Source organism: Shewanella sp. NFH-SH190041, assembly GCF_024363255.1.
Classification (GTDB): Bacteria; Pseudomonadota; Gammaproteobacteria; order Enterobacterales; family Shewanellaceae; genus Shewanella.
Genome location: NZ_AP026070.1, coordinates 3,335,823 through 3,348,586 on the forward strand (window position 1 = coordinate 3,335,823; position 12,764 = coordinate 3,348,586).

The 12,764-nt window shown below is 47.1% G+C and carries 9 protein-coding genes and 9 tRNA genes; 1 reads left to right on the top strand and 17 read right to left on the bottom strand.

All coding sequences use genetic code 11. From position 1 onward, the window contains the following. The first annotated feature begins 406 nt into the window (after positions 1–406). Entirely contained in the window at positions 407–592 is a 186-nt protein-coding gene (locus tag NFHSH190041_RS14825) for a hypothetical protein (RefSeq protein WP_261922536.1), read from the top strand. Between the two features lie 151 nt (positions 593–743). On the opposite strand, the gene NFHSH190041_RS14830 is transcribed toward NFHSH190041_RS14825, so the two are convergent. The 17 genes from NFHSH190041_RS14830 to recA all read right to left on the bottom strand — a co-directional run bounded on the left by NFHSH190041_RS14830 (position 744) and on the right by recA (position 12,476). Further along, positions 744–1,874 carry a sodium ion-translocating decarboxylase subunit beta gene (locus NFHSH190041_RS14830; RefSeq protein ID WP_261922537.1) on the bottom strand — a complete coding sequence of 377 codons (1,131 nt, stop codon included), beginning with the start codon at positions 1,872–1,874 and terminating at the stop codon, positions 744–746. A gap of 9 nt (positions 1,875–1,883) precedes the next feature. Further along, entirely contained in the window at positions 1,884–3,698 is a 1,815-nt protein-coding gene (gene oadA, locus NFHSH190041_RS14835; protein WP_261922538.1) for a sodium-extruding oxaloacetate decarboxylase subunit alpha, read from the bottom strand. 32 nt (positions 3,699–3,730) lie between these two features. Then, on the bottom strand, positions 3,731–3,967 hold the full coding sequence (locus NFHSH190041_RS14840) for an OadG family transporter subunit (RefSeq protein WP_261922539.1): 237 nt from the start codon (positions 3,965–3,967) through the stop codon (positions 3,731–3,733). A 506-nt stretch (positions 3,968–4,473) separates the two neighbouring features. Beyond that, positions 4,474–4,550, bottom strand: a tRNA-Arg gene (locus NFHSH190041_RS14845). A gap of 23 nt (positions 4,551–4,573) precedes the next feature. Then, positions 4,574–4,650, bottom strand: a tRNA-Arg gene (locus NFHSH190041_RS14850). Positions 4,651–4,664: 14 nt separating this feature from the next. Beyond that, positions 4,665–4,756 (bottom strand) — tRNA-Ser (locus tag NFHSH190041_RS14855). 9 nt (positions 4,757–4,765) lie between these two features. Continuing rightward, positions 4,766–4,842, bottom strand: a tRNA-Arg gene (locus tag NFHSH190041_RS14860). Positions 4,843–4,863: 21 nt separating this feature from the next. Then, positions 4,864–4,940: transfer RNA gene (locus NFHSH190041_RS14865), tRNA-Arg, on the bottom strand. Positions 4,941–4,969: 29 nt separating this feature from the next. Continuing rightward, positions 4,970–5,046: transfer RNA gene (locus NFHSH190041_RS14870), tRNA-Arg, on the bottom strand. A 54-nt stretch (positions 5,047–5,100) separates the two neighbouring features. After that, positions 5,101–5,177 (bottom strand) — tRNA-Arg (locus tag NFHSH190041_RS14875). A 26-nt stretch (positions 5,178–5,203) separates the two neighbouring features. After that, positions 5,204–5,280: transfer RNA gene (locus NFHSH190041_RS14880), tRNA-Arg, on the bottom strand. 20 nt (positions 5,281–5,300) lie between these two features. Beyond that, positions 5,301–5,392 (bottom strand) — tRNA-Ser (locus NFHSH190041_RS14885). Positions 5,393–6,604: 1,212 nt separating this feature from the next. Then, positions 6,605–6,802, bottom strand: coding sequence for a carbon storage regulator CsrA (csrA, locus tag NFHSH190041_RS14895; RefSeq protein ID WP_261922541.1), 198 nt, complete (start codon positions 6,800–6,802; stop codon positions 6,605–6,607). A gap of 119 nt (positions 6,803–6,921) precedes the next feature. Continuing rightward, entirely contained in the window at positions 6,922–8,169 is a 1,248-nt protein-coding gene (locus tag NFHSH190041_RS14900; protein WP_261922542.1) for an aspartate kinase, read from the bottom strand. A gap of 10 nt (positions 8,170–8,179) precedes the next feature. After that, a complete protein-coding gene (alaS, locus tag NFHSH190041_RS14905) occupies positions 8,180–10,801 on the bottom strand; it encodes an alanine--tRNA ligase (RefSeq protein WP_261922543.1) in 2,622 nt (873 codons plus the stop codon). Between the two features lie 176 nt (positions 10,802–10,977). After that, positions 10,978–11,403 (bottom strand): regulatory protein RecX, encoded by a 426-nt coding sequence (locus NFHSH190041_RS14910; RefSeq protein WP_410010881.1) that lies wholly within the window; start codon positions 11,401–11,403, stop codon positions 10,978–10,980. A 23-nt stretch (positions 11,404–11,426) separates the two neighbouring features. Continuing rightward, positions 11,427–12,476 carry a recombinase RecA gene (gene recA / locus NFHSH190041_RS14915; RefSeq protein ID WP_410010835.1) on the bottom strand — a complete coding sequence of 350 codons (1,050 nt, stop codon included), beginning with the start codon at positions 12,474–12,476 and terminating at the stop codon, positions 11,427–11,429. Between the last annotated feature and the right edge of the window lie 288 nt (positions 12,477–12,764).

The window sequence follows — 12,764 nt, forward strand, 5'->3', positions numbered from 1 at the left end:
CTCAACCATGTTTAACCTTCCTCGTTGACGAGCAAACCTTATGTCACGGCGCAGCCAATACTGTGCCGTGACACTGTATCAGCCCATTCGACTACACATGCCAGGTTCAAGCTGATTATCTACCTGCAACTAATGCATAAACACAGGGTTAGCTCTACTTAGGGTACCTTGATAACAGATTCATTTTTCTGATAAAAGTGCCATTAGCTGATTTCACGGTAAGCCAATTACTTCTACACTAAAAAGGTTGGTCATATTTCGATAATTCGGCCAACATCCTATCCGCTGATGTTGCTGTCACTTCCGAGCCACCCATTTGCTAGATGGAAAGAGACTCTCGGACTCAGCCGCCTAGGTCGGAGATATAAAGCGTCATAACTCACAAAACATAACAAGGAGGTGAAGCATGGCTGGACTGTTTTTGCTGCCGATTATTTCCTCACTGGCCTGGCTGCTATTCCTGCACTACAACAACATTCCCCTAAAGCAGGGACGTAAAGGGTTTATGTATATTCTGGCGATCAGTGTCCTGCTTATTCTGACCCTGACAGCTCTGTTATGGCTAACCGCCTACCAGCACCAAGCTTATTGATTTTCAGATAAGCATCGACACAGAATACGACCATGCCGCTCACCCAAATGGTTAGCGGCATGGTTTTGTGTATGAACGATTCTATTTTCCTTTCTACTTGAGCCGTCCTGTTTTAGCCCCGGATTTCAGCCCCGGACTTTCGCCTAAAACGTTAACCTAAGACGGCCAATAAAATACCAGCGGCCACGGCACTCCCCAGGACACCAGCCACATTCGGCCCCATGGCATGCATTAACAAGAAGTTCTGGCCATTGGCCTCTAATCCCACCTTATTGACGACCCGCGCAGCCATGGGGACAGCAGAAACCCCCGCAGCGCCTATCAACGGATTAACCTTGCCACCGGAGAGACGACACATCAGCTTTGCCATTAACACGCCAGATGCAGTCCCGATTGCGAAGGCCACAGCGCCAAGCAGTAAAATCCCTAAGGTTTCCAACTGCAAAAATTGCTCAGCAGATAATTTTGACCCCACCGCCAAACCGAGAAAAATGGTCACGATATTGATTAGCTCATTCTGGGCAGTCTGTGACAAACGGTCAACCACGCCAGCCTCTCGCATTAAGTTACCCAAGCAAAACATACCCACCAAAGGGGAGGCGGCTGGCAAAAACAGCACTGTTAACCCCAGTACCATTAAGGGGAAAATAATTTTCTCTTGTTTACTGACATCCCGCAGTTGCTCCATTTTAATTGCACGCTCAGATGCCGTGGTCAGCGCCCGCATAATTGGCGGCTGAATAATAGGAACCAGTGCCATATAGGAGTAAGCTGCTACCGCAATCGCGCCTAAGAGTTCCGGCGCCAGTTTGGATGCGAGGAAAATTGCCGTTGGACCATCAGCCCCGCCGATAATGGCAATTGCAGCAGCATCCTGCAGGGAAAACTCAAACCCAGGCACCAGATTCAGTCCTATCGCCCCAAGCAAGGTAGCAAAAATACCGAACTGCGCGGCGGCACCTAACAGTAGGGTGCGAGGATTAGCAATCAAGGCACCAAAATCTGTCATGGCCCCCACTCCCATAAAAATCAGTAGCGGGAAAATTCCAGTCTCAATACCAACCGCATAGAGGTAATACAGTAATCCTCCCGGTTCAGTAAATCCGCCATTGGGAATATTCGCTAAGATAGCGCCAAAGCCGATAGGTAGGAGTAGCAAGGGTTCAAACTTTTTTGCGATAGCCAGATAAAGCAGCCCGATCCCCACGGACATCATGATTGCCTGCGGCAGGGTAAAATGAGCAATCCCCGTTTCCTGCCAAAACGCCATTAAACCTTCCATGCTTCGCCCCTAGCCCAATGCCAACAGGCGAGCGCCGACGCTGACGGAGTCACCTTCCTTAACAAATAACCCGGCAATGACACCATCAACAATGGCGCGGATTTCGGTTTCCATTTTCATTGCTTCCAGAATAATCACCACATCGCCGGCTTTAACGCTGTCACCCTGACTCACTGCCACTTTAAAAATATTGCCAGACAGTGGTGCTGTCATTTCCGTGGCAGACGCTAAGGACGACATCACAGGTTCATTCGGCTGAGGCGCCACAGCCGGTTGCACCTGAGTGATATCACCACCAGCGGAAACCTGCACAACAAAGGTTTCGCCCTGTACGTTAACGGTATAGGTTTCTGCTGCAGAAGTGCTATTTGACTTAGCTTGGGGCTGAGGCGGTGACTGAACCTGCGTTTGAGGCGATGCAGCCGTCACACTGCCCGGAGCCGGTTCAAATGCGTCGGCGTTGCCTCGATTACACAAGAACTGCCAACCGATTTGCGGAAACAGCGCATAGGTCAACACATCGTCATCTAACTGCGCGGCTGAGGCTAATGCCAAATTGGCGGTCGCCGCTTTCTCTACCAATTCGGATTTTAAGCGGTCAAATTCAGGCGCGAGTCGATCTGCTGGGCGGCATGTGAGCGCTGGCTCACCCTGTAAGACTCGGGCTTGTAAGGCTTTATCCACCGGCGCGGGTGTTGCACCATATTCCCCCCGCAGCACCCCTTCAGTCTCTTTTGTCATGGATTTGTAGCGCTCCCCCGTCAGCACATTCAGTACCGCCTGAGTACCGACAATCTGCGAGGTAGGCGTCACTAATGGTAAATAACCCAAATCCTCCCTTACCCGCGGGATCTCTTCCAACACTAAATCAAGCTTATCAGCAGCGCCCTGCTCCTTTAGCTGATTTTCCATGTTCGTCAGCATCCCGCCGGGCACCTGAGCACGCAAAATACGAGAGTCAATGCCCTTGAGCGAGCCTTCAAACTGCGCATATTTCTTGCGCACTTCCCGGAAATAGGCCGCGATCTCTTCTAGCAACACCATGTCATAGCCAGTATCACGTTCCGTGCCCTCAACCATGGCAACCAGTGTTTCTGTCGCACTGTGCCCATAGGTCTGACTCATTGATGAAATGGCGGTATCCAATACATCAATACCGGCTTCAATGGCTTTTTGGTAAGTTGCAGTACTTAACCCAGTGGTAGCATGGCACTGCATCGCAATCACTAAATCAGTCTGCTGCTTCAATGTGGAAATTAACTCAAAGGCCTCCATTGGCTTGAGTAGCCCGGCCATATCTTTAATACATAATGACTGGCAGCCATAATCTTCCAGCTGTTTTGCCATCGATATCCAAGTATCCAGTGTATGAACTGGACTGGTGGTATAGCTAATGGTGCCTTGAGCATGGCCATCTACCCGTTTTACCGCATCAATTGCGGTTCGCAGATTGCGCACATCATTCATAGCATCAAAGATACGAAAAACATCCACACCATTGTCTTTTGCCCGGGTGACAAAACGATTCACCACATCGTCGGCATAATGCCGATAACCCAGTAAATTCTGCCCCCGTAATAACATCTGCTGTGGCGTATTGGGCATGGCCTGTTTTAGTAAGCGGATACGCTCCCAAGGGTCTTCACCAAGATAACGGATACAAGCATCAAAGGTTGCACCACCCCATGACTCCAGTGACCAAAAACCGACCCGATCTAATTGCTGCGCAATAGGCAACATATCTTCAATACGTAATCGGGTGGCCAGAATTGATTGATGGGCATCTCGTAACACCACATCGGTCAGGGCTAATGCACGGCTCATGGTAATGATCCTTATAAAAATCTGTGTCAGATTCAGTTTTTAGTACGGTACAGGTGGATAGCTGCAGTGATCGCAGCCAATTTTTTCTTATCTATTTTCGTATGAGGCATATCACTAGACTGGACCGGTACAGAGGAAATACCAGGTGCATATCGAGTCGCAACGATTTTGATGCCCGCAATCAACAGGCTGAGAAATAAAAAGACCAGTAGCATACCCATTGCCATGACTTGTAACGCCAAGGCGAACGCTTCAGTTATCTGGGCCATATTGTCCTCTTCATCATCCATGGGCAAAGGGGAGTATGTCGGTCGTCAACCGCCCAGCGCCTTTACTAACAATTAATATTTATGCAAATTGGCATTATTGCGTATCTATACCAACCCCATGCAAAACTGTAAATTGGTTATACCAAAAAGCTAAATTACCAGCCCACAGTACCAAATAAAAGCCAACAAAAACGACTTAAATTTAAATATTTCATATTTTAAAATGACAACCTACTGATATTAGTTAACTATGCCAACCAGTAATATTGGTATGCAATATTTAGTTATATGTAAATTGCTTTAAGTAATATTTATCTGTAGTGACTAATTATGCATCAGTAAGCGCTAATACATACATCGCGCAAATGCAGTAGGTTAAAATTGAAAATAAGCAAAATAAAGGAATAAAAATGTCATAGAAAGGGGGGCTTTCGTCAGTAAAAACACGATTCGTTTTCAGCAGACAAAAAAATACCCCGAACAGTGTTCGGGGTATCTCTTTATTATGGTGCGCGTGAGAGGATTCGAACCTCTGACCGCCTGGTTCGTAGCCAGGTACTCTATCCAGCTGAGCTACACGCGCAGAATAAGGCATTTAAATCAACATGGTGCGCGTGAGAGGATTCGAACCTCTGACCGCCTGGTTCGTAGCCAGGTACTCTATCCAGCTGAGCTACACGCGCATCGTTGAAATAAATGGCGGAGAAGGAGGGATTCGAACCCTCGATGGGAGATAAAGCCCATACTCCCTTAGCAGGGGAGCGCCTTCGGCCACTCGGCCACCTCTCCGACGTAAAATGGTGCGCGTGAGAGGATTCGAACCTCTGACCGCCTGGTTCGTAGCCAGGTACTCTATCCAGCTGAGCTACACGCGCAAAATTCTGTCGTTTTTTTGATGGTGCGCGTGAGAGGATTCGAACCTCTGACCGCCTGGTTCGTAGCCAGGTACTCTATCCAGCTGAGCTACACGCGCAATCAAAAAATAATCTGTTGCAGTTTTTATGGTGCGCGTGAGAGGATTCGAACCTCTGACCGCCTGGTTCGTAGCCAGGTACTCTATCCAGCTGAGCTACACGCGCAATATAAAAGTCGATACTGAGAAAAGCGATAATGCGAAATGCGTTACTGCAAGATGGTGCGCGTGAGAGGATTCGAACCTCTGACCGCCTGGTTCGTAGCCAGGTACTCTATCCAGCTGAGCTACACGCGCCAATCGTATCGTACTGCATAAATAAATGGTGCGCGTGAGAGGATTCGAACCTCTGACCGCCTGGTTCGTAGCCAGGTACTCTATCCAGCTGAGCTACACGCGCAATCTATTTAAGCAAGAAAATGGCGGAGAAGGAGGGATTCGAACCCTCGATGGGAGATAAAGCCCATACTCCCTTAGCAGGGGAGCGCCTTCGGCCACTCGGCCACCTCTCCGTTTTCTTGGCGCACATATTACTGTTTGAAGAAAATAAGTCAAACGCTTTTTAGGAAACAAAATTCGTTTGAACTGATTTTAATCAGATCGTCGTAATTTCCAGCAAACCCTTGTCCCAACTGCATCATAAGTGAACAATTATTGATGCTATTCCAATAATTGCATCAGGTGCAATGAGTCAAAAGTACAAAGTACCTTTTGGTCAGTAAGGTTATTTTACTGTCGATAAATGGCAATTGCCTGCTATTTAATCACATTTATGCGACTTTATACACCCAATTCCAAAAAACTTATGAATCAAAACGAAGTTAGCTATCAGTAAATAGCACTTTCACTCCTGGTGACGACATGTATTTAGCGAGTTCAGACTACAGTAAAGTCCATCTCACCCAGTTTTACGCCAGATTTAACCATTATTATGGTTAAACAAATATGCCATCTAGCGTAATCTGTGACGATGCGAACTAATCCTGTCGGCTGACAAGCGACGCTTCCATGCTATAAACAGCCTTTGCTCACCAATGTTGCCCATGTTATTTACTTATAGAGCGGCTTTAACCGCTGAATCAGGTACTAACAGCAAGTGCGCAATGTCTATATAGCTCAGTGTATTACTCGCCGTAGCTGGAAAGTTGCGGTAACGCTCTAGGGTCTGTTGACCTGTCGTGATTAAATTTTGTTCGAAATAAAAGCGTTTTAATTGCGGCGAGTGGTTTGTCGCCTAGTATGCTAAGCAAGAACCGCTCAACAAAGCATAAAACGCTTATAGCCGAACCCTGCGGGCAGCGTTTGAGACTCCTTTCTACTGCGTTATCGGCTTATCAACTACCTATCAAAGCCTCTGCCTTGTATAAGGCATCCTCAAATCGCTGCAAAAACAAACTTGAAAGGTCAACAGCCCCTAGCAAGAGCTAGTCATGCCGTCGCACATAAATACCATATTCGATGGCATCATTTGCAACGGCTACGAAGTCATCACGGTATAATTGATCGCCACTCAAGACAGCGGCACATAAATTGAAGTCAGCAAATGAGGTGCAAATGGGTTCAAAATCAACAAGCAGAAGGTAGAGATAGTAAACAAGCGGGAACAACAAAAGAGGAACTGTGGGTTGAGGAAACGAACTGAGCAATAAAAAAGCCAGCTCGAAGCTGACTCTTCTACCAAACGGGTTACTTCACGTATTACTACCCAGTTATTGAGCAACTGGTTAGAAGTTACCGCCTTCGTTATTTGAACCTGATTTTTCAGACTGAATACGCTGATAAATCTCTTCACGGTGTACAGAAACTTCTTTTGGTGCATTCACACCAATACGCACCTGATTACCTTTTACTCCCAGCACTGTAACTGTGACTTCATCACCAATCATCAGTGTTTCACCAACACGACGAGTCAAAATCAGCATTCGATTGCTCCTTTACGTTCCCAATTCAGCAATAACTCGGTACTCACCCGGTACATAAGTGTATTATAAGGTCAGCTTAGTACAAATTAATAGTAGTCGTTACCAAATTGGTTATTTAATTACAGCTCGTTTAAGCCAAAAGCGTGATGTAACGCACAAACTGCCATCTGCAGATACTTCTGCGGGATAACTAATGCCAGTTTTATCTCAGAAGTTGAGATCAACTTAACATGAATACCCAGTTTACCCAACACATCAAATACTTTAGCTGCAACATCTGTTTTAGCCAGTGATCCACTCGCAACAAGCGAAATACGAACCAGATCCCGTTCATAAAATACTGAGCCCAAATTAACTGTCTGACTCAATCCATCCAGCTCTAACAACACTTGTTCCAGCCAGGCTTCAGACACAGTAAAGCTAACAGAAGATGAATCTGTTTGGGTTTTACTCAGTAAATCCGTTTCAACACCTAATACAGATAATTGCTGAAATAGTTTACCCAAAGGTTCTGTGGATTTATCCGCATCTTCAAAAGATACCATAGCAAGATCACGACTAACCGCAATCCCAACCACATTTCCACTGATATGGCAGGCTTCATCCACACAGATGAGCGTACCTTCTCCGGACTCAAAACTGGACAGCACCCGTAAAGGTACTTTGAATCGCTCTGCATAGGCCACAGAGTCCGGGTGTAAGACTTTGGCGCCTAAGCGCGCCATTTCATACATAGTAGTAAAACTAATACAAGATAAACGCCGAGCGGCAGGCTCAAGATTGGGGTCCGTGGTAAAAACACCACAAACATCAGTATAAATCTGACATTCATCGGCAGAAAGTGCCACCGCCAGAGCAACTGCAGTCGTATCGGAGCCACCTCGCCCCAATGTGGTCACATCACCGTGGGGATTGCGTCCCTGAAAACCAGCAACGACAGGAATTATATCTGATGCCAGCAATGACTCGAGATAATCCGTATCGACCCGTTCAATGCTGGCGCGGCCGAACTGACTGTTGGTATGAATTTGAACCTGATCCCCTGTCAGGGATACTGCTTTAACGCCACGCTTTTGTAATGCCATTGCCATTAACGCAATACTGATCTGCTCTCCGGTAGAGATCAGCATATCCATCTCACGGGCATTACCATGGGGATCAATTTGACCACCCAGGGCGATCAGGCGATTGGTTTCACCTGCCATAGCAGACAAAACAATCACCTGACGAATGCCAGCACGATGTGCTGCGGCAATCTGCTCGGCGAGCACTTCAATACGCTCGATAGAGCCTACTGAAGTTCCGCCGAATTTTTTGACATAAAGCTTATGGGTCTGGGCCGGACTAAGCTTTTCTTGGTTTGGCACGAATGACCTCTTACAGACGTTCACTCACCCAAGGCATAACCTGGGCCAGTGCATTGTCCAGATTCTCTGGCTGACTGCCACCGGCCTGAGCCATATCTGGGCGGCCGCCGCCTTTACCGCCAACCATGGCAGCTACCATAGCCACCAGTTCACCGGCCTTAACTTTACCCACCAAGTCCTTGGTCACACCTGCGATCAGATTCACTTTCGCATCACCAGCAATACCCAGTACGACAACACCTGAGCCCAGTTTTTGTTTCAGTTCATCCTGCAAACCACGCAGCGCACCCGCTTCCACGCCTTCCAGTTTCTTCACCAGTACTTTAACACCGGCAACCTCTACGGCATCACCGGCCAGATCAGCACTTGCTGCGGCAGCCAGCTTATCTTTCAGCTGAGCATTTTCTTTTTCCAGCTGCTTAGCTTTTTCCAACTGCGCCTTCAACTTAGCGACCAGAGACTGGCTATCCGCTTTCAGCAGCGATGCAGCTTCACTCAGCTCCGCCTCTTCTGCAGCAACATACGCTATGGCAGCTGCGCCAGTTACCGCCTCAATGCGACGAATACCGGCAGCAATACCACCTTCAGAGGTGATTTTGAACAGGCCAATATCACCGGTACGACCAACATGGGTACCGCCACACAGCTCGATAGAGAAGTCACCCATAGTGACTACGCGCACTTCAGCATCGTACTTTTCGCCAAACAGTGCCATCGCACCTTTTTCCTTGGCACTATCAATATCCATTGTTGCAGTTTGCAGCTCATGGTTACGACGAATTTGGGTGTTTACCAGATCTTCAATCCGCTTCAGTTCGGCAGGCTTCACCGCTTCAACATGAGAGAAGTCAAAGCGCAGACGATCAGGATCGACCAAAGAACCTTTCTGAGTGACATGTGTACCCAAGACCTGACGTAGGGTCGCATGCAGCAAGTGAGTCACAGAGTGGTTCAATTGAGTACGATGGCGCAGTTTTTTGTCCACCATAGCCGCAACAGACTGACCAACAGTCAGCGTACCTGTATGCAGTACACCAGCATGGCCGGTTGCTTGACCGTACTTTTGTGTATCAGTCACTTCAAACTCGATACCATCAGCCTGCAGATGACCGCGGTCGCCTACCTGACCACCAGATTCGCCATAAAATGGCGTGCAAGCCAATACAACAACGGCTTTATCACCGGCAGTGATGCTATCAACAGCCTGACCCTCTTTGTAGATAGCAGTAATGGTGCTGTTACCCGTCATCTGCTCATAACCACAGAATTCAGTCTGGCCATCAATTTTTAATCCGGCATTATAATCAGCACCAAATTTACCCGCTTCTTGAGCACGGCGGCGTTGCTCAGCCATCGCAGCTTCAAAACCAGCTTCATCTACGTTGATATTACGCTCACGGCAAACATCCGCAGTCAAATCGACAGGAAAACCATAGGTATCATACAGTTTGAATACAGTCTCGCCATCAAGCGTGTCACCGGTCAGATTTTCCAGTGCCTGATCCAACATCCCCAAGCCACGTTCCAGTGTACGGGCAAACTGCTCTTCTTCTGCTTTCAGGGCTTTTTCTACGATGCTCTGAGTCGCAACCAAGTCTTTGGCGGCATCCCCCATCACGTCAATCAACGTTGGCACCAGTTTGTAGAAGAAGGTGTCGGTTGCACCCAATTTGTTACCATGGCGAACGGCGCGACGAATAATGCGGCGCAGCACATAACCGCGGCCTTCATTGGATGGCATCACACCATCAGCAACCAAGAATGCACAAGAGCGGATATGGTCAGCAATCACCTTCAGTGAATTGTTTTCCAGATCAGATACACCGATGATTTCAGCGGTTTTAGCAATCAGCTTAGTGAAAATATCGATTTCATAGTTGGAGTGAACACCCTGCAAAATTGCAGCAATACGCTCCAGCCCCATACCGGTATCAACGGAAGGCTTTGGCAGTACATCCATAGTACCGTCGGCCTGGCGATTGTATTGCATAAATACAATATTCCAGATTTCGATAAAGCGGTCGCCATCTTCTTCTGGTGTGCCAGGACGACCACCCCAGATATGATCACCGTGGTCATAGAAAATTTCAGTACATGGACCGCATGGACCGGTATCACCCATCTGCCAGAAGTTATCTGAAGCAAACGCGGCACCTTTATTGTCACCGATACGGATAATACTCTCTTCAGGAACACCGATTTCGTTCTTCCAAATGTTGAACGCTTCATCATCGGTTTCATAGACTGTCACACACAGGCGATCTTTTGGTAATTTCAGATCTTCAGTCAGGAAAGTCCAGGCAAAACGGATCGCATCATGCTTGAAATAATCACCAAAACTGAAGTTACCCAGCATTTCAAAAAAAGTATGGTGACGCGCAGTGTAACCAACGTTGTCCAAATCGTTATGCTTACCGCCGGCACGAACACAGCGCTGTGCTGTGGTGGCTCGGCTATAGCTGCGCTTGTCAAATCCCAGAAATACATCTTTAAACTGGTTCATACCCGCATTGGTAAACAGCAAGGTAGGATCATTACCAGGAACCAGTGAACTGCTGTCCACGACCTGATGACCATTTCTGGCGAAAAACGACAAAAAGGCGCTTCTCAGCTCTGCAGTGGTTTTGTACATGAAATCTTCCTGAATGGATATCTTTGAATAATGCAAACGGGCAAGTCTACACACTTACCCACAATTGCCCAGCATTATAAGCAGACTGGCCAAAGACGACCAGCTTTGATTGACGAATCGCTATTTAGGAAGGATAGAATGCAGCAAACGACAAAAGGCTGCAGCAATTTTAGCGGTTAATTCTCATCGAAAGGATCATAATCCAGTGCATAAGCTACCTGATCATAGCTAAAACCCTGGCTCATCATATAGCGGATACGTTTGGCTTTTTCTTTATGGTCTGAGGTCTTGGGAAGCTGATACTTACGCAACGCTTTTTCTCGAGCCAGCTCAAACCAATCACAATCACTGGCATCCAGAACCTGTGCAATCAGATCCCGTGCCAGCCCTTTTTGCATAAATGCCTGACGGATCCGCACAGGGCCATGCCCTTTAGCGATGTGGGAACGCAGCAACAAACCGGCAAAACGCTCATCATCCAGATAGCCCATTTCTTGGCAATAATTGACGGCCAAGATACAGTCTTCGACACTGAATCCTTTCAGCTGCAGTTTACCGGTTAATTCTGCAATTGAATGATCACGCCGCGCTAATATTGTCAGCGCGGCCTGTTTTACTGCTTGGCTCAGAATACTTCACCTGTTTCCAGATCAATGTTTTCATCACCTGAAGCCGGAGCTGCAGTCGCTGACGTTAGCAGCTTAGCACGCAGCTGTTGATCGATTTCTGCTGCAATCTGTGGGTTTTCAACCAGGTATTTACCTGCATTAGCTCGACCCTGACCAATCTTGTCACCTTTGTAGCTATACCAGGCACCAGATTTTTCTACCAGCTTATGGGCTACACCCAAGTCAACCAATTCACCGGTACGGTTAATGCCTTGCCCATACAGGATCTGGAATTCAGCTTGCTTAAATGGTGCAGCAATTTTGTTTTTAACTACTTTCACCCGAGTTTCGTTACCCACAACCTCATCACCATCTTTGATGGCTCCGGTGCGACGAATATCTAAACGGACAGAAGCATAGAATTTCAGTGCATTACCACCAGTTGTAGTCTCAGGGTTACCAAACATCACCCCAATCTTCATACGGATTTGGTTAATGAAGATACACATACAGTTGGATTGCTTCAGGTTACCAGTCAATTTGCGCATCGCCTGAGACAACATCCGCGCCTGTAGACCCATGTGAGAATCACCCATTTCGCCTTCAATTTCAGCTTTCGGGGTCAGTGCAGCGACAGAGTCAACAACAATTACATCTACAGCACCACTGCGAGCCAATGCATCACAAATCTCTAACGCTTGCTCACCAGTATCAGGCTGAGAACACAGCAGATTATCAATATCTACACCTAATTTTTTGGCATAAATAGGATCCAACGCATGCTCAGCATCGATAAACGCACAAGTCTTACCTTGACGTTGTGCTGCGGCAATCAATTCTAATGTCAGCGTGGTTTTACCGGATGACTCAGGACCATAGATTTCGGTAATCCGTCCCAGAGGTAAACCACCAGCACCCAATGCAACGTCCAGAGACAGCGAGCCGGTCGAAATCGTTTCGACATCCATTGTGCGGTTATCACCCAGCTTCATGATAGAACCTTTACCAAACTGCTTTTCAATCTGGCCAAGTACAGCTGACAGTGCTTTCTGTTTGTTTTCGTTCATTAACAAATCCTTTAGTCGCCTAAATGGTTTTAACTCACCACAATGGAGGTGTATCTGTATTGTCTTTATGTCATTTTCACTGCTTTAGAGTCTATGGCCGACAGGTGTCATGCTCATCCTTAGCAAGCCATCATACCGATAGATCACAGCAGTGAACCTGACCTAGTATACTGTACAATCATACAGTATCAAGTACTGTATAGAAATTTTTTACCACCATGGGTTTTTGCTAAAAACAGCAGATTTTTCCCCCACCCCATCACATCCAAGATGATTATTGTTAAGATT